Below are 22,924 nucleotides of genomic sequence, written 5' to 3'. Positions count from 1 at the left end.
AACCGGCTGAGGGCTGCCGCCGTAATGAGGACAACTCCCGAGAGGAATGTCCGATGCCCCTTCGTGCCGCTGCTCTGTCCGTCCTGTTCATGCTCGCCAGCGCCTGTGGGCCTTCGTCGACGGTGGACGAGGGCCTGGGCGTCGTCCAGGAACTCGACACCTCCGAGGCAGGCATCACCGCCTTCGTGCGCGAAGGGCGGTACAAGCAATGGCTCGCCGAGCCTTCCATCCACGAGACGCGGGCCCCGCACGGCAGCAAGGTGCGAGTCTTCTTCAACGACACCGTCACGGGCTCGTTACGCGCGGGCAATGCCACCCATCCGATGGGCAGCATCCTGGTGAAGGAGCTGTACGAAAACGACGGGAAGACGCTGCGGGGGCACGCCCTGGACGTGAAGATCTCCGAGGGAGCGGGCAAGGACACGTGGATCTTCTACGAGGGGTTTGGGCCGGACTACTCCAACAACTACTACGGTCGTGGCCACGGCACCTGTCACGGCTGCCATGACTCGGGCAGGGACTACGTCACCTCGCCGCTGCCCTGAATTCGGAATTGAAGTGGGTACTCACCTGCCTACCTTCAAGGTAGGGTAAGGAGAGCATAAGGACCCGGATGGCACCACACGGCACCATGGGCGAGCTGGAACCTGCCTGCCTCCCCAGCGGGACGGAGGTAGGAGATTGGCGCGTGCTGGAGTGGCACGGGAAGGGCGCATATGGGGCCGTCTACCGTGTCGAGCGTGTGGGCGAAGGAGGTGCCGAGCCTTGTGCGCTGAAGTTGGCCCTCCACCCGATGGACCCCCGCTTCGAGCGAGAGGTGGAGCTGCTCTCGCGCATCCACGAGCATCCTCATGTGCCACGCCTGAGGGACCGAGGGCTGTGGGCCCATCCGGCCGGTCCTTTCCCGTTCCTCGTCATGGAGTGGGTGCATGGCGTGCCGCTGTACGAATGGGCGGAAGGGCGCGACCGCACCTCGCGGCAGGTGCTGCGGGTGCTGGCTCAAGTGGCGCGGGCGTTGGAAGCCACGCACGGAGTGGGCGGACTGCACCGGGACGTAAAGGGAGCCAACGTGCGGGTGCGGCCCGAGGATGGGCGGGCCATGCTCCTGGACTTCGGGGCGGGCGACATCCTCGGGGCGCGTCCGCTGACGCGGGAGGTGCTGCCTCCGGGAACGGCTCCGTACCGAAGCCCCGAGGCACTGCGCTTCCAGTGGCTTCACTGGCGCAAACAAGGGGCTCACTATGAGCCGAGCCCCACGGATGACGTGTACGCGCTGGGCGTGACGGCCTACCGCTTGGTGACGGGGAGCTATCCAGCGCCTGGGGTGGAGCCCGAGGTAGGGAGCTTCATGTACCCGGAGTTGGCGGGGCTCATCCGCCAGATGCTCGCGGAGGAGCCCTCGGCACGAGGCAGCGCGGCACGGGTCGCCACGGCGCTCGAGAAGGCGGCGGAGACGGCAGGACGTCGGGCGGATCTGCCCATGCTCCAGCGCTCCGCTCGGGAAACAACGGGGTCCCCTCGTCCCGTGCGCATGTGGCGGAGGGGACTTGTCGCCGCAGTAGCTGTCATTGCCGTGCTGGCCTTCTGTGGGTGGTGGGCCACGAGCTGGCGATGGGCGGAGAATCCTGGGAGGGAAGGGGAGGATGCTGGCACCGCGGGTCTTGCGAAGGATTCGCTCACGCTCCGTGCGCCCGTGGAGAGGCCAGAGCCCACACCGAAGGCGCTCAGCCTCGAGATGCCGAAGAAGCCGCTGCCAGGACAGGCGCGTCCCCCGTGCAAGCGCGAGGTGGAGATCAACGGCGGGTGCTGGGTAAGGCCGGAAGACTCGAAGCCACCGTGCAGCGACGTGGCTTACGAGTGGAGAGGCGTCTGTTACTACCCGGTCCTCGTGCCGAAGCCGCCCGCGACCTCGGAGCCTCGGTAACCAGGTTCAAAGGAGAAGTGCCGGTAGGTGAGCTACTTGAGCCGAGCGTTCATCGAGCGGTCCTGGCCGAACGCCTCGGCGACGCCGTCGGCGAAGCTGCCACGGCAGAAGGAGCAGTGGATCTCCCGATAGTTGTACCCCGCACCTCGGAGCGCCGTCACCGCCTGCTTCAGGCTGATGGCAAACTTGAAGGGCCGGTAGCGGACCGTGACCATGTCCATGGGCGGGTTGTAGAGAATCTCGTTGAGCCGCTGCAGTTCCTTCTTCAGGGCATCGCGGCTGACCTTCAGCATCCGCCCATCATCGATGGCGGTCTGCTTCGCGATCCGGGTCCAGCGGAGCGCGGCCTGCTCGAGCAGATCCTCATACGGGGCCTGGGAGAGCGTGGTCTCCAGGTTGGTATAATGTGTGGCCTGACTGTCGAGCTGACGGATCCTGCCTGTCACCTGATTCAGGGTCTGGCGCTGGGTGGTGCGCTCCACGCGGGAGTCGTTTCGTAGGGTGTCCATCGACGCGATGATGGCGGCATAGGTCTCCCAGCCCGTCTGCTCCTGCGCGGAGATGCCACCCAGCTTCAGATGGAGCTTCTTCAAGATGGGCAGCATCGTGCCCACCATGCCCGTGTGGTAGCCCTGGAACTTCGTCAGCTCGTAGTTGGGGCAGTCCTCGCCCGCTTCGAATGTCTCGGCTTCCGCGTAGCGGCGCTCGAGCATGCTCTGGATGCCGGGGTCTTTGAGGAAGCGGTTCTCGTCGGCATAGAAGATGATCCGCGTGCCCCGCGGTACCTCGAAGGAGGCACTGCGGGCGATGTTCACCATGTACTTCAGACCGTGCGAGGAGATGAGGCACGAGTCCGGAGGCTCGTTCTGGGCGCGGTTCGTCCAGACATAGAGGTGTTCGCCGACGGGCACCTTCACAGTGGGCATGCCGCGGATTCTTGAGGCCCGCCCACCCGTGGGCAATTTCCCTGCCCGGCCCTCGGCGCTCTTGTTCTGGCTCAGGTGTACGCAACCTGGACGAGAACCTCCCGCAGCTTGGCGGCGAAGGCATCCGGGGCGCCGCTCTGGCCGTACTCGCCGCCCAGGAAGCCGCCGTGGTTGCTCGGGAACATGACGGGACTCGAGCCCAGCCGCTCGGCCACGGCATGTGCCGCGCGGCTCGCCAGCTCGCCCTCGGACTCCACGCCAGCGCCGATGACGATGTGGGTCGACGCCTTCTTCAGGGCGCCGAAGTCGTGCTGGTAGTGCGTGCAGGAGAGCAGGTTGTGCGCGAACATCGGATCATTTCGGGAGCCGTTGTCCTCGGGGGGCAGCCCGAACATCGCGGGCTCCGGCGGCGGCTGCTGAGCAAAATCTCGCGCGAACGGGCCCTTGTGACTGACGACGGCGATGAAGTGCGCCATTCCCGCGCCCCATCCACGGCGGTGGTAGGTGTCGTGGATGGCGCGGCAGGTCGCGAGTGCCGCCTCGCGATCGGGCAGAACCTGCGCGGACGGCGGCTCGTGCGCGATGAGCATCCGGACCTGCTGGGGATGGAGGGCCACCAGCGCGAGCGCATTCACGGCGCCCCCGCTGCTGGCGAAGATGTCGACGGGCCCAGCGCCGAGCGCGTCGATCAGCCGGTGCAGGTCATCCGCATGCTGGTCGGGAGTCGACTCGGCTTTGTCATCGGATTTCGTGCTCCGCTCCACTCCGCGGGGGTCATAGGTGACAACCGTGCGCTCGGTGAAGTGCCCTGCCAGGGTGCGAAACCCCGCGGCGCCCATCGGAGACCCGATCATGAGGAGGACGGGCTCCTTGCTCGAGGTGTTCCTGCGCACATCGTAGGTCAGCACGGCACCGGGAACCTTCAGGGTGTGGGTGGTCGGCTCGGTCATGATTCATCTCCAGGGGGTGAGGTCGCGTTTGGCCCTTGGACGCCGCGAGCCCGAAAAACTCATCGGTGGTCCGACCCGAGCGCGTCCGATTCCGGAAATACCCTCGCCGATGGGGCAATCTGGCCGGAACTGGGCCTGCCCTGACAGAAGCCGAGGCTAGCCCCGGCCGAGGGGCCACTCCCTAGGCACACGACGCCGCTCTCGTGCGCACCATCACGGCTGTGACGCGCTTCGGGTGCTCACCGGATCGACGGCGTCGGCAACCTTTAGCCCTCGCGCTTCATTCGCTCCCGGCGTGCTTCCTCGGCCTTGCTCGGCTTATCGAGCGCGGTGTCGCCGATCTTGATCTCGCCGCCGCGCTCGTAGTGGGCGATCACGAGGCCGTTGCTCGAGATGCGCGATCGGGTCAGCTTGTAGCTGTGTGGCGCGGAGCCGTCGGCGAACAGCTTCTTGCCGCCGCCGAGAACGACCGGGACGGTGAAGAGGGTCATCTCGTCGACGAGGTCGTTGGCTAGGAGCGCATGGACGAGTTCTGTGCTGCCCTGCGTGACGAGGTTGGGCCCGTCTTCCTGCTTCAGACGCTTCACGTCGGCGACGTCGCGCAGGAGCACGGAGCCCTGCCAACTCGTATCCACCGCGCCCGAGCGCGAAACCGCGTACTTCTTGACCTCGTTGAAGTGCTTCGCGATGCCGCCATCGCGAGCGTCTTCGTCGTAGTACGGCCAATACGCAGCGAAAATCTCGTAGGTCTTGCGACCGAGCAGGAGATCGAATTTCTCGCTGAAGAGGCGGTCGACTTCCTCGCCGAATTCTTGCTCGAAATAAGGCATCACCCAGCCGCCGAACTTGAACCCCTGGGTCGGATCCTCGGTCGGTCCGCCCGGCGCCTGCATCACGCCATCCATCGAAACCATGGCGCCGACGATGATTTTCCGCATGGGTCACTCTCCTTGCCCTGACCCTAGGACGAACGAGCCGCTTTCATCCAGTCAGATGGACAAGGGGTCTGAGACCCTCCTGAGGCCGCCTCCCATGCGTCCGGACAGAGGCGCGGGCCCCTTCCAGCGCCTCACTGAGCGAGTGGTCTCGCCGGTCACGACGGGGCCCGGCGAACATTTAGTGCGCCGGGATAAACCGGCATGGAGTAGCGAATGATCTTGGGGCGGCGCGGCCTGTCCATCAACATGGGGTTTTGCTTCCGCCTTGCCGTGGGTTCGATGGGGCACCAGAGGGCATCCCCTTCACTGCGCCGGACGCCAGCCCCAGCTCTCCGCCCCGTCCGGCAGGCGCCCATAGGCCTGGCCTGGAGTCAGCGGCGCATGGAAGGTGAGGTCCACCACCCCGGTCATCCGGTTGCCGTCGAAGAGCCCCAGTTCGCCGCCTCGGGTCTGGAGCTTGAAAGGCAGATGGGTTGGACCAGCGCTGGGTCTTCCGTCCGCGATGAGCCGCAGCGTCCCGTGGGCTGGCACGACCAACCCCTGGGGCAGCCGGTGCTTGAACTGGCGGCTCAGCTGATCAGTGACGGTCATCCCTCCCACGTTCACGGGCGTGTCCTCGCGGTTGTAGAGGTCGATATAGCCCTCTGCGGACCCCTCGGCGTTGACGGCCGTGCCCGGCAGGATGCCAAAGCTGTTGATGACCACGCCTCCCTCGCCGCGGCGCCGCTCCAGCGGGATCTGCGCCAGGAGGAAGGCCCGCCGGCCCGCGACGTACCGCTTGAGGTACTCGGGGGCGTAATGGGCCTGCGGGAGCAGGACATAGGGGTCCTTCGGCAACAGCTCCCGGATGATTGCGTGCTGGCCGTCGACGCGCTGGGCCACCGCCTCCTCGGTGAAGACGGTGTTCAGCAACTCCTCTACGTAGTCGAGCACCCGATGGCGGAGGGCGGGACGATCCCAGATGCGCTGGCTCAGCGCGCTGAAGGGCAGGTGCGCCCCACCGAACTTGCTCTCCTTGTGTTGGTAGATCCGCTCCATCCGCGTGTCGTAGGCGGTGAAGGCAGGAATGGGCATCGTCGTGATCGGAACGGCGCCGACCTGCTCCATGCGGTAGTACATCAGCATGCTGTTGTTGAGATCCCAGGGCACGTAGTGCCACTTCCCCCGCTCCGGATCGCGCACCAGATAGCTGCCTGAGTCGTCAATGCCGCTGATGCTGATGAGCACTCCGGCGGCCATGTAGCGCAGGTACTCATCCAGCTCGAGGCTCTCTCGGAGGAAATCCTCGAACTCGTGCTCGGGGGTGCGCGACACCTTATTGAGGAAGGTATTCAGGTCATCCCAGGGCTGGTCCTCGTTGGTCTTCTTGTCCCAGGGATATTGGTAGTGCGCCTTCGGGGTGATCTTCATCTCGCAGTCGCGAGCGCCACACCGGTAGATGCTCCCGTCGGAGGACAGGCCGTGGACCTTCAGGAATGGTTTGTCCACCTGCTCCACCATGGTGAAGATCCCCTCGAACTTGCCATTCACCGAGAGGGTGGCGTAGCGCGCCCGGGGAGCGAGGGCTCCCGCGCCCGTCATCAGCTCATAGGAGAAGACATCGCCGAGCAGGCCCGCATCCAGCCACTCGGCCATGAAGTTGAACCGCCTGGCGCCATCGAGCTTGATCCCGTCGGGCAGCTCCACCTTCCAGCTCAGCTTGGGGTGTTCACGGGCCTGATCCCCGCGCAGACGCACCCCGACTTCGTACTCCACCCCGCGCGCCTTGAAGCGGCCGGGAGCGTAGGCCTTCGCGGTGCTGGGCTGGGTGATGAGCTTCCAGGTGGCTTGATCGAAGAAAATCTCGAAGTGCTCCACCTGCGACTGCAACGCGGGCCAAGTCGGCGGAGGAGGAGTCGAAGGGAGCTCCGGCGCCGGCGGCTCGGGTGGTGTGGGCGACTCGGGAGGGGAAGGCGGCTCGAGGGGAGCGGGCTGCGCGGGCGACTCAGGCGCTTGCGGTCCGGGCTCCACCTCGGGGAGCTCCTCGGGTTCGCGAGCGTGGTTTCCCGTGGACTCACAGGAGGCGAGCAGCAGCGCTCCCAGGATAGCGACCAGAATTGAACGCATGGATTCCTCTCCCCGAAGAGCAGGCGCCAAGACAAAGCTCTGTGCTCCGCCTGACAGCGGGGAGGGTTCAAAGGGCATGCCCAGCCTGGCGAGCATCTCACCTGCCTTCCAGGGCACTGACACTCTCCAGAGGTGGACAAAGGGTAGACCGCTCGCGTTCCCATTCGGGACACGGCTGGTGTCAAAGGAGGAAGATTATTCGTAATTGCTCGTCGTGCCTCGTCTGAGACGAGAAGAGGGGGAAGAACGGCCGAGCCGGTGGATCACGCCAGACGGACAACGGGTCTGAACCCTCCTGACGCCTCCTCCCATGCGTCCGGGCGGAGGCGCGGGCCCCTTTCAGCCCTCCTGCGCGACCAGGCTCGAGCGCATGCCTTCCCAGGAGCGCAAGCCACGCCGAGTTCGCGCGCCTCGTCCACGACGCTCCCGCTCGCTCGTGGTGGCGGCCGGCGTCGAGCTCGCCCGCGGCGAGGGGCTTCGACAGCTCTCGATGCAGGCCCTGGCCGAGCGGCTTGGGGGCACCCCATGGCCGTGTACAAGCCACCTGCCGGGCGCATGGGGCGCGCGCCGCCTCAGGTCGCCTTCATGCCCGACACCTCGCGCCAGTCCTTGCGTCGCGTGGTCAGCCGCTCGAGCGCGAAGAGCATGACGGCCATGGGGGCGATCAGGAGCAGAAGGAGTTCAGCAGGCACCTCTCCTTGGGCGGTGAAGAGGGTGGCGAGCATCAACCCGCCCGAGAGGATGACGCCCGCGGCTCCGGGCCACGGGTGACGCACGAGCCCCTGTGCCAGGCCCAGCGCGACGAAGGGCAGGCTCAGCGCCACCTCGAAGGCCATGGGCAGCTCCCAGGAGCGCTGGAACGTATCGAGCAGCGGAGCGAAGAGCATGAGCGCCAGGAGCAGCGCGGCCTCCAGGCCCACCGCCATCCCCAGGAGCCGAGCGGCCTTTCGCACCCGGTCCTCATGCACCGCGGGGTGCCGCTCGCAGGCGGCGCAGAACCCGGTGGTGCTGAAGCCCTTCTTCGGCGCGCAGGTGTAACACGCCAGGGCGCCACAGCGTGGGCAGGTGCCTATCGAGGGCAACTGTGGGTGTACCCGACAGCGCGGCGTGCCGTCCGCCACCTCGAAGGCAGCCGCCTCCGGGGCAGTCTGCGCCGAGGGCGCTCCCTTCATCGGTTCGAGCACCACGGGTGCATCGACCAGCTCTGCGCCCATGAAGCCGTGGGTCACCTGCATGAGGTCGCGCAGCGCCTGCTTCCCCGCGCCGGTCTCTCCCGTGGCGAGGAAGGTGTTGGCGGCCAGCCCCGCCTTCACCACCCCCACGAGGACGCCCAGCTCACTGGGCTCCTGGGCCGGTCCGCGCCGCTCCCCAGGGCCCGCCACGGACTTCAGGCGCAGCGCGCGCAGCAGCGTCGTCACATCCTCGTCCGGCAGGCCCGCCTGCAGCAGTCGCTCGCGCACGGTGGGGGCCGGGAGGCCCTGCTCCACCAAGCGTTGTGCGAGCGCCCACGGCGTCTCGGTGGGCGCTGGCTCGGGTGCAGCCAAGATGTCGTTGCTCAAGAGGCCCCCTGGACCAGTTCTCGGGGAGTGTAGTCGCTCCTCCGCGAATTTCTTGTGTACGCGGGAGCGCGGTGGCACTGCCGAAACTGCGTGGGCATCCTTACGGCAGCCAAGGAGACTCCATGGACCTGCCAGGCCTGAACTTCCAGCTGGGTAAGGAGCTCGACGCGCCGCGAGGTGGGCATCGACCGCGGCGCCCCGGTTCCGATGGACCCGTGGCACAGGCTGGGCGGACTCGGCGTGCTGGGCAGCCCGGTGCTCGAGGCCCGCGGCGGCGCGATGAAGGAGCTCGCGCGCGCCGTGGTCTCAAGGGACTGAAGATCGCCACCTTCAACGTCAATGGAGTCAAGGGTCGGCTGCCGCGCCTGTTGGAGTGGCTGGCGGAGACGCGGCCCGACGTTGCCTGCTTGCAGGAGATCAAGACGGGGGATGCGACCTTCCCTGCCAAGGCGATCGAGGATGCCGGCTACCGCGCCATCTGGCACGGGCAGCGTTCGCACCATGGCGTGGCGATCCTCGCGCGCAGCGAAACGCCCGTCGAAGTGCGGCGTGGCTTGCCCGGTGACCCCGGAGACGTGGCGGCGCGTTACCTCGAGGCCGACCTTCACGGCCTGCGCATCGCGTCGGTGTACCTGCCGAATGGCAACCCGGTGCCAAGCCCCAACTTCGATTACAAGCAGCGCTGGATGGAGCGTCTGATCGCACACGCTCAAACGCTGATGAACTCGGGCCTCCCGGTGGTCCTGGCGGGCGACTTCAACGTGGTGCCGACCAACAACGACATCTACAACGCGGGGACGTGGCGATTCGACGCGGTGCTGCAGCCCGAGACGCGCGAGAAGTACGCGCGCCTGCTTTCGCAAGGCTGGGTCGATGCCACGCGACAGCTGCACCCGAAGGAGCGCGTGTACTCCTTCTGGGTGAACCACGAAGCGTTCCGCCGCAATGCAGGCTTCCGCATGGACTTCCTGCTGCTCACGCCCTCGTTGGTGCCACGCCTGGTCGCGGCGGAAGTGGATGCCGAGTACCGTGGCCGCGAGAAGCCCAGCGACCACGCGCCGGTCTGGATCCGGCTGAAGGGCTGAATCTCCACGCGATGGTACCGGACGGCGTTTTTATGCTCGGCACCACTTGGTGAGCGCGTCACGCAGCCCCGAATCCGTGCCGTCTCCCACCCACGCGACATGGCCATCGGGCCGAATCAGAACGGCCGAGGGCGCAGTGACCGCACCGAGCACCGGGAGCTCCCACGCGCCCGTGTATCGGGCATCGACCCGCCGAACCTGCTCCGCCCACGGAGTGATGTCGAAGGCGCCCGGCGCGCCGAGGTTGAGGAAGACCGGTCGGGCCTCGTGCAGCAGCGAGAACACGCGCTTCGGACCGCTCTCCGTGCTCAGCTCGAGGTCGGGCATGCGCCGCCCGAGCAGCGGGTGCCCCGCACCGAGGTCGTAGTGGACGTCGAGGCCCGACATCATCGCGGCGTACTGCTTGCGAGGCTGCTCCATCTTCAGCAGCTCGGCCATGTTCTCGCGCAGGGCCTCGGTGCGATCGTCGCCGCGGCCGAGGGCGATCTGGGCCATCGTCAGTCGGAGCACGCGGGCACCGATGGGGTGCCGCTCGGCGTGGTAGGTGTCGAGGAGGGTCTCCGGCGAGAGGCCCTTCACCACCTGCGCGAGCTTCCAGCCGAGATTCACGGCGTCATGCACGCCGATGTTGAGTCCCTGTCCGCCCGTGGGGGCATGCACGTGCGCCGCGTCGCCGGCGAGGAGCACCCGTCGCTCCCGGTAAGCCGCCGCCTGCCGAGCCATGTCGGAGAATCGGGAGAGCCAGGTCGGATTGCGAACACCGAAGTCGGTCCCGTAGACCGCAATCAGCGCCGCGCGCAGGTCCTCCAGGGTCGGCTCGATTCTGTCGCCGACCTGCGGCTCGACCAGCACGACGCCGGCGCGCTTCCCGTCGTCGATCTTGCCGATGGCGTTGACGCCCTTCTCTCCACGGCGGATGCCCCACGCGGGCTCCTCGGTCATCTCGACCTCGGCGATGAGGAAGCTGGTCGACGCGTCCCAGCCGGGGAAGTCGATCCCGGCCTTCTTGCGAATCAGGCTCCGACCTCCGTCGCACCCGACGAGGTACTTCGCCCGGAGCGAGGCACCGTCCGACAGCTCGACGTCGACGCCGGTGTCGTCCTGCGCGAACCCCGTCACCTCACGCCCTCGATAGAATGTCACCGGCAGCTCGGCGACCCACTCGGCCATGATGCGCTCGATGCGAGCCTGCCTGAGCGCGAGCCCGTAGTTGTGGCGCGTCGGGAAGTCGCTGATGTCGAGCGGGATGAACGAGAAGCCCGCGACCTGCATGATCTGCCCCTGCGAGAGGAAGCGCTCGGCGACGCCCCGCTGATCGAACACCTCGATCGTGCGGGCGTGCAGGCCGCCAGCGCGTGACCCGGGGAGCTCCTGGTCCACGCGACGCTCGACGACGGCGACGTCGATCCCCGCCAACGCCAACTCTGCTGCCAGCATCAGGCCCGTCGGGCCTCCGCCGGCGATCAGCACTGCATGGTTGTTCGTGGCCACACTGCGTCCGGATTCGTTGTGCATGGGGTCCTCCGCGCCCGCGGGTTTTCGCGTGCGGCCGGCGTCTGTGCCTCACAGAGGGGGGCTTGTGGCAATCCCCGGGTCGTGGCATACAACCGGAAGTAGCAAGGGGAGATGTCGCGTCTCGCATGCGCCTCCCCGAAGCGAAACGCCCCCTCCAAAGCGCAATGCCACGCAGCTGAGCAAGACCCTTCAAGATTGCTGGGCTGCTCGGAATGCGACTCCCGGGACGCCTGATTGGTGGACCCCGCGTCGCCATGGGGCAGGGCGCGCATCTACGAAGTGCTTGCCCTTGGGATCTTCCAGTGGCCAATCATCGCGCTTGAGGCCCGGCACATAGGGACATGGACGTGACGGAGAACCTTTATGCGAACCCGGCACACCGTCGAGCGAAAGTGATGGCTCCCGGCGCGCGGGCGCCATGGCGAGGAGGCTCCACGCGTGCCAGTTCGTGCTCCCACCAGGTGCGCGGCAGGAGTCTGGGCGCTAGCCTCGCCGCCGCTCCACGCGCCGCTTGACGCGGCTGTAACCGCCCAGGCTGGGGCGCATGACGAAGTTCCAAAGCGTCGCCGTCCACGATTTGTGCGACATGAGACCGTCGTAGAATTCCGGCGCCATCGCTCGTAGCTTCGGCAGGCGCGAGCCAGGAATGTAGGGGAAGTCGTGGTGCTCGTTGTGGTAGCCGACATTGAATGCGAGCACGTTGAGCGGCCCGTAGTACGAGTACGTCTCTTGCCCTTCGCGGAAGACGTAGTGCTCCGAGATGTAGTGTCCGGCAATCGGATGAAGCCCCATGACGATCAATGAACTGATCGGCAGATAGGCAAGCGCTTTGCCGCCCCAAAAATAGAACACGGCCACGTTGAACGCGACCTGCACGAGGAGGTTCGCGATCTCGGAGGCCCCCGGCTTCTTTGGATCCACGAACAGCGGGCGGAGCGCGTAGGCAAAGCCTTGGCAAGAGAGCCAGAGCAGTTTGATCGCGCGATGGCGCAGCAAGCGTGCCTCGAACTCCGTGGGGAGATCCGTGTCGAGCCGCTCGTCACCCTGATGGGCGTGATGGCGCAGGTGGTAGTAGCGAAACGTTTCCGCGACCGGCACACCCACGGGCAGATTGATGAAGACGCCGAACACGCGATTGTGCCAGGGCTTGCGGAACGCGAGATTGTGAGAGAGCTCGTGAATGGCCAGGAGGAGCGCCTGGTTGATCACTCCGCCCACCGTATAGGCGACCAGAACGATCAGCCACCAGGGCGCGTCACGCAGCAGGAAGGCGAGCGAGAGCTGCAGCCCGACGAGCAGCGTGCAGACGTACTTCGTGCGCGAGCACGGGCCGTAGAGTTCCTTGATTTCGGGATGCGTGCGAAGCATCTCGCGCCGCCGCGCGACGTGCGGTTCGTCCCCGCTGGACCAGATGAAGCCGTTGGACATGGCGCCAACGGTACCTCAGCACCCAAGGGGATGGGCACACATACCGCGCTGGGCGCTCGGGTGCGCTACCGCCACCCCCCTTGCGGGTACAGGGGCGTCCTTCCCTATTATCGGTTCGGTGTCGACAGCGAAGAGCGCGAGCACCTACTTCTTCGTCGGCGACCGAGCCCGACCCGGCCGAGAAGGGGTACCGTTCCGGTTTTCAGACCGGATGCCGGTGAGCGCGAGGCGCAGCAGCCGGCTCGCGGTGGTCGGCTCGTTTTCGGTGGCGACGGCGATCGCGTTCGCCAAGAGCATCAAGTCCTCCGGAGTGGCGCCGGCGTGAAGCGCGCCCACGGACGAGGCCCGTGCCACCAGAACCTTCACCACGTCGAGCAACATGTCGGTGCAGCAGATCTCTTCTGGCGAGAGGCCATCCGGGCCGGCCAGCAGCGCAGCGGCAAGCCCGCGGTGGGTCGCGGTGTAAACCGTCAGCTCCTCGAGCCAGGCAGCCAGCTCAGCGCCTGGGTCCTCGCCCGGCTGCGCGGCTGCCCACGCACAGAGCTGCTCGACGCCAGCGCGGAATACCACCTCCAACAGCGCCCGCCGCGACGGGAAGTGCCGGTGCAGGGTCGCGGAGCCCACCCCCGCTCGCCGCGCGATCTCCTCGAGCGACGCCTGCGCGCCATCCCTGGCGACCAGCTCCGTGGCGGCGGCGACGATCCGCTCCCGGTTGCGTTGGCCGTCCGCTCGCAACGTCTTCACACGATCCACGACCTCTCCTCGACAAACGGGGTGGGCCTCCGTATCTTGCCACCGAAGTCTAAACGGTGGGGCACCCCACTTACAGGAGGCCCGGATGAGCAGCCGCAATCTCGTTCTCGTAACCGCCGCCACAGGGCGACAGGGCGGCGCCACCGCCCGGGCGCTGCTGGCCGAAGGCAGCACCTCGGTGCGGGTGATGGTGCGCAACCCGGACGCGCCGAACGCGAAGGCCCTCGCGGCGGCTGGCGCCGAAGTGGTCGTCGGGGATCTAGACGAGCCGCAGTCGCTGCGCGCCGCCTGCGCCGGGGCACGGGCGGTGTTCTCGATGCAGTCGCCCATCGTCTCCGCGACCGGCATTGACTACAGCAAGGAGCGCGAGCAGGGGAAAAACCTCGTCGAGGCCGCGGTGGCCGAAGGCGTCGGCACGTTCGTGCATACCGCGACGTCAGGTGTCGGCGACCACCGCAACGTCGAGGGCTGGGCCGAGGGTCGCTGGAAGTCCCACGAGACCTATTGGGAGAACAAGCTCGCTACCTGCGAGCTCGTGCGCAACGCCGGCTTCGACCGCTGGACCATCATCCTGCCCGCCACCTTCATGGACCACCCCATGCTCGATCCCGCCGGCTTCGCTGACGGGCGCCGGCTGGTGACGGTGATCAAGACCGATCAACCCCTCGGGCTCATCGCCCCGGAGGACATCGGCAAGGCAGCCGCGGCGGCGATCAACGATCCCGCCAGGTTCAAAGGTGTGACGCTGCAGCTCGCAGGCGACCTGCTCACGGTTCCTCAGATCGCCGAGATCCTCTCGCGCCTCGACGGCAAGGAGTACGTCGTGCAGGCGGGCACGGTCGAGGAGGCCGTCGCCGCCGGACTGCATCCCGGCGTGGCGCAGGGCATGACGTACATGAACGTCGCCCCGGTGTTGGCCCGGCCCGAGATCGCCCGCTCCTACGGACTCTCTCCCATGAGCTTCGAGACGTGGGCCCGCCAGCAGCGCGGGATGGCCTGACCGCGCGTCAGCGCTTGCCCGAGATGCTCTTCTCCATGAGCGTGGATGGCACGTTCCAGAGCAGCCTGGGAGCGCATGGACAATTTGGATGGCGACCCAGGCCAGCGTGCCGAGGCACTCGTCACCGCTCAGCGCGCCTCGACCGTGGCAGCCGCGCGCGGGGCGGTGATGGGAACCGCTCGCATCAAGCGCACCACCTCGCTGGCCACGCCCGCGGCGGAGGCAGGGTTCTGCCCGGTCACCAGCCGCTCGGCGGTCGCCACGTGGGGCTTGAAGTTGGGCGCCTTGCCGAAGCGGCCCCCGCGCTCACGCAACTTCGACTCGAGCAGGAAAGGCATGGCCTGGGTGAGCTTCATCGCGGTCTCTTCCTCATCCGTGAAGGAGGACACGCTCTTGCCCGCCACCAGGTAGCTGCCGTCCTCGAGCTTCACGTTCACCAACGCCGCCGGACCGTGGCACACCGCCGCCACCACTCCACCGCGCGTGTACACCGCCGCGAGGATCGCCTGTAGGCGAGCGTTGTCCGGCAGATCGTACATGGTGCCGTGGCCGCCTGGCACGTAGACCGCGTCGTAGCGCGAGGGGTCCACGTCCTCCAACCGCGTTGTCTTCTCCAGCCGTGCCATCCAGCCCTTGTCCTCCAGGAACGTCTTGTTGATCGCATCGCCGCGGTCCACTCCATCCATCGGGGGCAGGCCTCCCTTGGGGCTGGCGAGGTCCACCTCGATGCCGGCGCGCTGGAAGACGTCGAGCGAGTGGGTGAGCTCCGACAGGTAGAAGCCGGTCTTGCGGCCGGTGTTGCCCAGCTGGTCGTGGCTGGTGAGGACGATGAGCATCTTCATGGCGTGTTTCCTTTCGGCACCACCGGCGGTGGCGTCATTGGCCGCGAGAACAGGGGTGCTCACCAACAGCGTGAGCAGTGCAAGGCACGAGGGGGTAGACATGCGAACAAGGCTCCTGTGAGTGACCGGTCGGCGGGCTCGCCCGGACCGCACGCTCTAAATGCCCGCGCTGGCTTGCGTACGAAATAGCCCATCGCTTCAATGCTTGTGAAGCGCTACTTCACAGCGTCCCTGGAGGCGAGGAGCCCGTGAGCATCCGCTATGAGCTGCTACGCACCTTCGTGGCAGCGGCCGAAGCCGGCACCTTCGCCGCCGCGGCCAGTCGTGAGCACGTCAGCGTCTCGGCCATCTCCCAGAAAGTGCGGGCGCTCGAAGCCCAGCTGGGCCAGCCCCTCTTCGAGCGGTTGGGACGGCGCGTGCGCCTGTTGCCCTCTGGCACCACCCTGCTGGAGACGCTCAAGCCCGAGCTGGCCCGCATCGACGATGCGCTGGCGAGCCTGCGTGAGGACTTCACCCAGGTGCGTGGGCGGGTGTGCGTGGGCGCACCGCGCCCCTTCTGGGCCCATGGGTTGCGCTCACGCCTGCCCCCCTTGCTCGCCGCGCATGACGGGCTCCAGGTGGATGTGGAGTTCAACGTGCCCAGTGTGCTGGAGCGGCGGCTACACGAGGGCGCACTGGACCTGGTCATCCTCGGCCGGCCCGCACAGCTGCCTGGAATCAAGACGGTGCCCCTGGCTCGTGAGACTTTCGTGGCCGTGGGCGCGCCAGCGTATGTGAAGCGGTGGGGCCAGCCGCGCACGCTGACGGACTTCCAGGCGCAGCGCTGGGCCGTCTTCGACCAGGACATGGCCATGCACCTGCCCTGGTGGCGCGCCTCCTTCGGCCCGAAGGCGGCGCTCCCCGAGCGCATCGTCTGCCGAATGGCCAGCCTGGAGGAGCTGCTGGCGCTGGCGGAGGCAAGCGTGGCGCTGGTGGTACTGCCCGACTACCTCGTCACGGCTGCACTCGCGGAGCGACGGGTGCTGCTGCTCGAACCGGCCCCCGGGCAGCATGCGCGCCAGCGCGCCGCGGGAAATACCCTCTTCCTGGCATGGCGCGAGGGCATGAAGGAGTCCGCCCGGCTCCGCGCTGTCCGGCAGGCGCTGAGCACGACTGTGAAGCGTGAGTCCGCTCGGCGCGGTTGAAGCCCACGGCATCCCCCTCCCGGAGAAGCAGGCCATGACGTGATGCGTCAGCGGTTATCGCGTGGTTCAGATGGAATCCGGGCTATTCTCGATGTGCCTCTCACCAGGCTTCACACTAGGAGGATGCATGCGAGGAATGATCGGAGCGCTGATGTTCGCAGGGCTGGTCGCGGGCTGCGGGGGCGCGATGGAGGACGTCCCGGAAGAGGCCACGCTCGAAGCCGCCCCGGCCGAGTCCCAGGACGAGGTGTCCGCCCTGGCCTGCACCAACAAGTCGGTCCACTACGCCCAGTACTTCTACTCCAACGGTGTGGAGTGCGGCCTGGCGTATTACTTCTGTGACGGCCGCGTGGCCCAGAGTGGGTGCCAGACGAGCACCTACACCGAGTACTGGTACTGCGGCTGTCCTTGATCCCACGGCTGGCTCGGGCGTCGCGGCCTCAGCGGCCGCGTACGCCGCGCGCCGAACCTACCCCGAGCCACAGCCCTTTTTCGTCTGAGGCTCCGCAACTTGTAGCCCTCTGCGCTCGATAACCTTTCCACGGTCCATACTTCACGAGGTTCTCGAAATGCGGGTCTCTGCCTCCGCCCCACGCACCACCCTCTCCGCAGCCGCTTCACGTTCGAATCCCACCCTGAAGCTCGGCGCGTCCGGCGCTTCGGTGAGGACCCTTCAGCAGGCGCTGGCCAAGGCGGGCTTTTCGCCGGGCGCGGTCGACGGCCAGTTCGGCCCGAAGACGGCCGCGGCGGTGAAGGCCTTCCAGAGCGCGAAGGGCCTGGTCTCCGACGGCATCGTCGGGCCGAAGACCTGGGCCAAGCTGAATAGCGCGGCCGCTCCCTCGACGGGCGGTAGCGGCCCCACGCTCAAGCAGGGCCACGGTGGCGCTCCGGTGACCGCGCTTCAGAACCGGCTCAATCAGCTCGGCTTCAATGCCGGCGCGGCGGATGGCCAGTTCGGTCCGAAGACCACCGCGGCGGTGAAGGCCTTCCAGAGCTCGAAGGGCCTGGTCGCCGATGGCATCGTCGGCCCGAAGACCTGGAACCAGCTCGGCATCACGGTGGGCGGCACGCCCACCACCACCCCCGGCTCCGGTGGCGCGCACGGCAACTCCGCGCTCGCCAACAACGCCCGCTCGGTGGCGTTGAGCATGGGGGGCTACAACAGCCAGGGCCTCTGCGCCACGGGCGTGAGCCGCGCCATTCAGCGCACTTACGGCATCAAGGTGTGGGGCAACGGCAACCAGATCGACAACAACCTGCCGCGCGACAAGTTCAAGCAGGTGAATCTGACGCTCGCCGAGGCGCTGAAGATCCCCGGCCTCGTGCTCACCTGGGAGAAGACCTCCACCCGCCTTGGCAGCATCTACGGCCACACCGCGATCACCTCGGGCGATGGCCGCAGCTCCTACAGCGACTTCGTGGAGAGCAACACCCTGGGCGCGAGCGGCCGCAGCGGCTTCAAGGTCTTCATGCCCATCTAGGTTTTCGACATCGAGTCGAAGAACTGAACGAAGGACACGGCCTCGACCTGCCTACCCCGCGGGTCCTGTCGCCGTGTCCTTCTTTGTCATTGGGAGGTTGAGTCTCGCCGGCAAGTTCTTACTCGCGGGCAGGTCCTCCCGGGCAACTTCTTGCCGGGGGGAGGGCCGGTAGAGGGGGACGAGCCGTTGGCATGGGAGGTGCTCTGGAGCGCGGCAGGCCCCAACGATAGGGGCCTGATCCCCAGAATTCGCACACTCCAACCAAGGAACGTCGTTCATGAGACTCCACAACGCGTGGAAGGGTGTCTTGCTTGTCGCAACGGTGTCGCTCATCGGGTGTGGTGACGATGAAGCTCCCCGCCTCGCCAAGGTCACGGTGACCTGCGGTCCTGCTCCCGTCTCCGCGGGTCGCACCGCGAACTGCACTGCCAGCGCCCAGGATCAGGACGGCAAGCCCTTCACGGTCTCCCGCTACCAGTGGAGCTCCAGCGACGAGACGATCGCGAAGGTGGACGCAGAGGGACTGGCCTCGGCCTTCAAGCAGGGCGCGGTGAGCATCAAGGCGAGCGCCACCGAGGGCGATTCGACCCAGGAGGGCACGTTCTCCCTCACCATCGGCGCGCCGCAAGCCACCGTCCACCAGGGCATCATCTCCAGCAACCAGACCTGGCGCGCCTCGGACAACCCGCACCTGGTGAAGGGCGCGGTGTTCGTGATGGGCTCGGCCAATCCCGTGCTGACCCTCGAGGAGGGCACCGAGGTCCGCTTCGAGGATGGCGCCCAGTTGATCATCGGTGACGACACGGACGGACCAGGTGTGCTGCGCGCGGAGGGTTCCCCTTCGGCTCCCATCCTCCTCACGGCCGCCTCCGCCAATCCCCAGCCCGGGTACTGGCAGGGCATCAGCGTGACGGGGCAGTCCGCCCAGGGCACCGTCCTCTCCAACGTCACCATTGAATACGCGGGCGGTATCCCCGCGAACTCAGGGGAGCTGGAGGACCTCTTCAAGTCCCTGGCGGCGGGCCTGCGTGTGACGGGAGGCAGTGATGCGCCAGACAACCTGCGTCCCGTCACCGTCGAGGACGTCATCATCCAGAAGAGCCAGAACCACGGCGTGCTCCTGATGGGCGCGGGGTTCAAGAGCGACTCGTCCCGCCTGACCGTGCGCGACACCGCGGGCGTAGCCGTGCGGGCGTCCGCCAACGAGGTGGGCACGCTCCCCGAGGACAGCACCCTCAGCGGCAACACCCCCAACGCGGTGCAGGTCCTCGAGGGCGCTGTCGAGACCACCCAGACGTGGCCGAACCTCGGTGTTCCCTATCAGCTCACCACGACCCTCGACATTGGCCTGTCCATCGGGCTCCTGGTGGCCTCCACGTCCTCGCCCACGCTCACCCTGAGTCCCGGGACAGAACTCCAGATGCCCGCCAAGAGCTACATCTCCGTTGGCACCCGGGATGAGAGTGGGAACCTCGTACACGGCAAGCTCAAGGCCCAGGGCACGGCGCAGGCTCCCATCCGCTTCGTCCCCGCCTCCGCCTCGCCCACCAAGGGCTTCTGGTCGGGCCTGTTCTTCCATGGCCCCTACGGGTCCACGCTGGAGTACGCCACCGTCACCCACGCCGGCCTGCCGCTCTTCGACACCCTGGGCGGGGGCAACATCAACGTGTTCGCCGACCTGGGCTTCTTCGTGAGCAACAGCACGCTCAGCGACTCGGCCGGGTGTGGCGTCGCCGTGGACGTCTCCTCGGGGATCATCGCGGACTTCACCGCGCCGGCCATCGGGAACGTCTTCACAAACAACGACGGCGAGGCGCAGTGCAGGAAGTGAGCGCCCATGAGCGTCCCTGAGCGCTCCGCTTGAGGACTTGGTGCAAGATGGGCGCACCGTGTAGCGTGTCGCCCGTCGTGCGCGCATCCGGCGGGCGATGACCAACCCCGACGGGGCGATTGGGCAGCCGCTCCGACCTCAGCGAGCACCTCACCGGAGGGGGCTCCTCGAGAGCCGGGGACCACCATGAGCTCGCCGCTGGACAAAAGCGCCGCCAAGCCCGTGTCACTGCTGAGACTCATCTGGCGCTCCTATCTCACGAGTGCGCTCGTCCCCGTCTTCTTGATCGAACTGGCACTCATTGCCGCCTACCTCATCACCAACAGCGTCATTCGCGATCAGAACATCACCACCCTGCAACGTCTCGCGACCGAGCAACTCCAATACATCGCTCAGCATCAAGCCGAACACATCGGCTCACAGCTTGCCTCTGTGACCTATAATGCGGAGTTGCTCCGCCGCCATGCCGAGCAGGCCTTCGTGACGCCGTTCATCCCTGATGCCGAGGAGCGCTCACGCTATGCCTTTTCCCAGGATGGCACGCTCTATACGACGCGTGATCTACCCGGCCGGGCCGGTCTTGTTTATTCCAGGCTCACGCGCATCGGCGAGCCCGAGCGCACCAAGGCGTTGCAGTTCGCTCAGCTTGATCCACTGCTCAAGAGCCTCGTGGACACTCACCCGCTGGTCTCCCAGGTCTATGTCATCACCGCGGACCACATGGACCGGTTCTACCCCTATAAAGAGTATGGGGAAGTGCTTGGGCTGGTAGGTGCGGACTACGACCCTTCCACCTACAGCTACTATTACGAGGCAGACGCGACGCACAACCCGGAGCGGAAGGTTGTCTGGACCGACGTGTACGTCGATACAGCTGGCCACGGGTGGATGACATCGGCCGCTGCCCCGCTCTACCCAGGGAGCGGGGCTCGCATGGAGGGGGTGGTCGGTCTGGACATCAGCATCGACAGCATCACCAAGCAAGTGCTCCACCTGGACTTGCCGTGGAATGGTTATGGGATGCTGGTGGGGAGGAGCGGCACCATCCTCGCGCTGCCCTCCCAGGGGGAGCGCGACTGGGGACTGAAAGAGCTCACCCAGTACGCCTACCAGGAGCCCATCCGGAACGACATCTTCAAGCCAGACACTTTCAACCTGTTCAAGCGCGAGGACAGTCACGAGCTCGGTCAGCACATGGCATCCGCGCGCCACGGGCTCCAGACAGTGTCACTGACGGGGCGCAGCAAGCAGGTGGCCTGGTCCACCGTGAAGGGGACGGACTGGAAGCTCCTGGTCGTCGTGGACGAGGCGGACATCTTCGCGGAGGCCTATGAACTCAACAGGCGTGTCGCCCGTGTCGGCCTGGGCATGATCGCCGGTTTGATTCTCTTCTACGCGCTCTTCTTCGTATGGCTCTACAGGAAGGTGCGCCGGATGAGCACCTTGCTGGCAGAACCGCTGCTGGACCTCGAGAGCATGATGCAGCGGATGAGCCAAGGCGAGTACGCACAGTCGCGGCCAGCCTATTCCATCATCGAGTTGCAGCGCACCGGTGAGGGGCTGTTCCAGATGGGGCAATCCTTGGGGCAGAGCAACGCATCCTTGCAGCAGGCGCGCACGGACCTGGAGCAGCTCAACATCAAGCTGGAGGAGCGCATCCAACACCGCACCCGCGAGCTGGAAACGGTCAATGCAGCCCTCAACCAGGAGAACACAGCCAAGCAGGTCCTCATCAAGGAGCTTCAGCACACGCAAAATCAGCTCATCCAGTCAGAGAAGCTGGCGTCCCTGGCCCAGCTCACCTCGGGCATCGCGCACGAGCTCAAGAATCCGCTCAATTTCATCAACAACATGTCCGAGGCCAATATCGAGCTTGCTCAGGAGCTGGAGCGAATGCTGCAGGAGCGGCCCGATGTCTCCCTCCGCGAGGTCCGTGACATCATCACGGATTTCAAACAGAACGCGACCGTTGTCCACCAGCACGGTGTGCGGGCGGACCACATCATCCGGAGCATGATGGAGCATGCCCGGAGCCGCTCCGGGGCACTCGAGCCAACGGACTTGGAATCGCTCGTGGAGCAGTACCTGAAGCTGACCTACCACGGGGTGCGTGTCCGCAATCCGGAGTTCGCAGTGGCGTTCGTACGCGAGTTCGACCCCACGGTGGGGCAGGTACAGGGGATGCCTCAGGAGCTGGGCCGCGTGCTTCAGAACCTGATTCTCAATGCCCTCGAGGCCGTGTCGCTGAAGCAGCGCGAATCCACCAGCGGCTACGTTCCCACCATTACCCTGCGCACGCGTCGAGAGGGAGGCCACGTCAGCCTCCAGGTGGAGGACAACGGGCCCGGCATCCCGAAGGACATCCAGGGCCGCATCTTCGAGCCGTTCTTCACCACAAAACCACCGGGAGGTGGCAATACCGGACTGGGCCTGTCGCTGAGCTATGACATCGTCAAGCTACACGCGGGAAGCCTGACGGTGGAGAGCGAGTTGGGCAGATACACTCGGTTCACCGTGAGCCTTCCCGCTGGCGATAGGCCCGTCGCGAGCTCCGGTCAGTAGCCCAGGCGCTCGGAGATGTAGTGGTCGAGCTGCTTGTGCCAGGTGTGCCAGTCGTGCGGCATGTCGTGCCCCCAGATGTCGATGTTGTGGGGGATGCCGCGCTGGTTCAGCTGGTGGCTGAAGTGCTCGGTGAGGTGCGGGTGCTCCCACTGGCCCCGGCTGGACACCAGGTTGATGCGGCTGTGGTGGCGCAGCAGGTCCATGGCGTGCCCCTCCGACAGGTTGGGCACGTAGGAGGCCGGGTTGTTGAAGTAGACGTCGTCGTTCCAGAAGCCGTGCAGGAAGTCCGGCTGCAGGTCGTAGATGCCGCCCATCGCCAGCAGCACCTCGAAGAGGTCCGGCCTGCGGAAGAAGGCGTTGGCCGCGTGGAAGGCGCCGAAGCTCGCCCCCGTGGCGCCAATGCGCGCCGAGCCGTTCTGCAGCACGCCCCGAATGTGCGGGACGACCTCGTTCTCGACGTACGCGGAGAAGAGCACCTGGCGGCGCGCCTTCTCGTGCAGGGGCAGGCCGCGGTTGAGCCAGGCGTGGTTGTTGATGCTGCTGATGCCGAAGATCTGCACGCGGCCCGAGAAGAGGTGGTGGGCCACCGCCTGGATGAGGCCCATGCGCTCGGCCTCCAGGAAGTCTCCGCCCGCGGTGGGGAAGAGCAGCAGCGCCGGGCCCCAGTGGCCGTAGCGGACGATGGGCATGTCCATGCCCAGGTGGGGGCTGTACCAGCCGAAGAGTTCGCGGCGCAGATTCGGATCGACGTGGGGCATGGGTAGGGTACCTGGCGTGAAGCGGACCTGGCGCAGATAGCACACCGGGCCTTTGCCCTGTCTATCTCCTGAAGCTCCCGCT

General features: G+C 66.6%; 19 protein-coding genes. 9 read left to right on the top strand and 10 right to left on the bottom strand.

Annotation, left to right across the window (positions count from 1 at the left end; all coding sequences use genetic code 11):
• Positions 1-53 precede the first annotated feature (53 nt).
• Positions 54-545 (top strand): hypothetical protein, encoded by a 492-nt coding sequence (locus SYV04_RS37700; RefSeq protein ID WP_321550897.1) that lies wholly within the window; start codon positions 54-56, stop codon positions 543-545.
• Positions 546-613: 68 nt separating this feature from the next.
• Positions 614-1,924, top strand: coding sequence for a serine/threonine protein kinase (locus SYV04_RS37695; protein ID WP_321550896.1), 1,311 nt, complete (start codon positions 614-616; stop codon positions 1,922-1,924).
• A gap of 32 nt (positions 1,925-1,956) precedes the next feature.
• Here SYV04_RS37695 and SYV04_RS37690 read toward each other — a convergent pair whose 3' ends face one another.
• The 5 genes from SYV04_RS37690 to SYV04_RS37670 form a co-directional block, all read right to left on the bottom strand.
• On the bottom strand, positions 1,957-2,850 hold the full coding sequence (locus SYV04_RS37690) for a putative adhesin (RefSeq protein WP_321550895.1): 894 nt from the start codon (positions 2,848-2,850) through the stop codon (positions 1,957-1,959).
• A gap of 71 nt (positions 2,851-2,921) precedes the next feature.
• Positions 2,922-3,800, bottom strand: a complete 879-nt coding sequence (locus tag SYV04_RS37685; protein ID WP_321550894.1) for an alpha/beta fold hydrolase — start codon at positions 3,798-3,800, stop codon at positions 2,922-2,924.
• 266 nt (positions 3,801-4,066) lie between these two features.
• Positions 4,067-4,738, bottom strand: a complete 672-nt coding sequence (locus SYV04_RS37680; RefSeq protein WP_321550893.1) for a dihydrofolate reductase family protein — start codon at positions 4,736-4,738, stop codon at positions 4,067-4,069.
• 303 nt (positions 4,739-5,041) lie between these two features.
• Positions 5,042-6,844, bottom strand: coding sequence for a CotH kinase family protein (locus SYV04_RS37675; RefSeq protein WP_321550892.1), 1,803 nt, complete (start codon positions 6,842-6,844; stop codon positions 5,042-5,044).
• Between the two features lie 572 nt (positions 6,845-7,416).
• On the bottom strand, positions 7,417-8,403 hold the full coding sequence (locus tag SYV04_RS37670) for a hypothetical protein (protein WP_321550891.1): 987 nt from the start codon (positions 8,401-8,403) through the stop codon (positions 7,417-7,419).
• Between the two features lie 122 nt (positions 8,404-8,525).
• Here SYV04_RS37670 and xth point away from each other — a divergent pair, with 122 nt between their 5' ends.
• Positions 8,526-9,488: an exodeoxyribonuclease III gene (gene xth, locus SYV04_RS37665; protein WP_321550890.1), complete on the top strand. Its 963-nt coding sequence runs from the start codon at positions 8,526-8,528 to the stop codon at positions 9,486-9,488.
• A gap of 30 nt (positions 9,489-9,518) precedes the next feature.
• Here the strand turns inward: xth and SYV04_RS37660 are convergent, their stop codons facing one another.
• From SYV04_RS37660 to SYV04_RS37650, 3 genes are all read right to left on the bottom strand, one after another.
• Positions 9,519-11,003 (bottom strand): FAD-dependent monooxygenase, encoded by a 1,485-nt coding sequence (locus tag SYV04_RS37660; protein WP_321550889.1) that lies wholly within the window; start codon positions 11,001-11,003, stop codon positions 9,519-9,521.
• A 483-nt stretch (positions 11,004-11,486) separates the two neighbouring features.
• A complete protein-coding gene (locus SYV04_RS37655; RefSeq protein WP_321550888.1) occupies positions 11,487-12,431 on the bottom strand; it encodes a fatty acid desaturase in 945 nt (314 codons plus the stop codon).
• 144 nt (positions 12,432-12,575) lie between these two features.
• Complete coding sequence (locus SYV04_RS37650; protein ID WP_321550887.1) at positions 12,576-13,184, bottom strand: TetR/AcrR family transcriptional regulator; 609 nt, start codon at positions 13,182-13,184, stop codon at positions 12,576-12,578.
• Between the two features lie 85 nt (positions 13,185-13,269).
• Between SYV04_RS37650 and SYV04_RS37645 the strand changes: the two genes are divergently transcribed.
• Positions 13,270-14,184 (top strand): NmrA family NAD(P)-binding protein, encoded by a 915-nt coding sequence (locus SYV04_RS37645; protein WP_321550886.1) that lies wholly within the window; start codon positions 13,270-13,272, stop codon positions 14,182-14,184.
• A 128-nt stretch (positions 14,185-14,312) separates the two neighbouring features.
• On the opposite strand, the gene SYV04_RS37640 is transcribed toward SYV04_RS37645, so the two are convergent.
• Positions 14,313-15,128 carry a type 1 glutamine amidotransferase domain-containing protein gene (locus SYV04_RS37640; protein WP_321550885.1) on the bottom strand — a complete coding sequence of 272 codons (816 nt, stop codon included), beginning with the start codon at positions 15,126-15,128 and terminating at the stop codon, positions 14,313-14,315.
• Positions 15,129-15,274: 146 nt separating this feature from the next.
• Here SYV04_RS37640 and SYV04_RS37635 point away from each other — a divergent pair, with 146 nt between their 5' ends.
• The 5 genes from SYV04_RS37635 (at position 15,275) to SYV04_RS37615 (ending at position 22,084) form a co-directional block, all read left to right on the top strand.
• Positions 15,275-16,210 carry a LysR family transcriptional regulator gene (locus tag SYV04_RS37635; RefSeq protein WP_321550884.1) on the top strand — a complete coding sequence of 312 codons (936 nt, stop codon included), beginning with the start codon at positions 15,275-15,277 and terminating at the stop codon, positions 16,208-16,210.
• A gap of 127 nt (positions 16,211-16,337) precedes the next feature.
• Complete coding sequence (locus SYV04_RS37630) at positions 16,338-16,622, top strand: hypothetical protein (RefSeq protein WP_321550883.1); 285 nt, start codon at positions 16,338-16,340, stop codon at positions 16,620-16,622.
• Positions 16,623-16,872: 250 nt separating this feature from the next.
• Positions 16,873-17,691 carry a peptidoglycan-binding domain-containing protein gene (locus SYV04_RS37625; RefSeq protein WP_321550882.1) on the top strand — a complete coding sequence of 273 codons (819 nt, stop codon included), beginning with the start codon at positions 16,873-16,875 and terminating at the stop codon, positions 17,689-17,691.
• A gap of 277 nt (positions 17,692-17,968) precedes the next feature.
• A complete protein-coding gene (locus SYV04_RS37620) occupies positions 17,969-19,522 on the top strand; it encodes an Ig-like domain-containing protein (RefSeq protein WP_321550881.1) in 1,554 nt (517 codons plus the stop codon).
• Between the two features lie 186 nt (positions 19,523-19,708).
• Positions 19,709-22,084, top strand: a complete 2,376-nt coding sequence (locus tag SYV04_RS37615; RefSeq protein WP_321550880.1) for an ATP-binding protein — start codon at positions 19,709-19,711, stop codon at positions 22,082-22,084.
• On the opposite strand, the gene SYV04_RS37610 is transcribed toward SYV04_RS37615, so the two are convergent.
• Positions 22,078-22,842 carry an esterase family protein gene (locus SYV04_RS37610; RefSeq protein ID WP_321550879.1) on the bottom strand — a complete coding sequence of 255 codons (765 nt, stop codon included), beginning with the start codon at positions 22,840-22,842 and terminating at the stop codon, positions 22,078-22,080. The two genes, SYV04_RS37615 and SYV04_RS37610, sit on opposite strands and share 7 nt — an antisense overlap.
• Positions 22,843-22,924 lie beyond the last annotated feature (82 nt).

The sequence above is a fragment of the Hyalangium ruber genome (genome assembly GCF_034259325.1).
GTDB classification, from domain to species: Bacteria; Myxococcota; Myxococcia; order Myxococcales; family Myxococcaceae; genus Hyalangium_A; species Hyalangium_A rubrum.
This window is presented reverse-complemented; position numbering and strand designations above follow the sequence as displayed.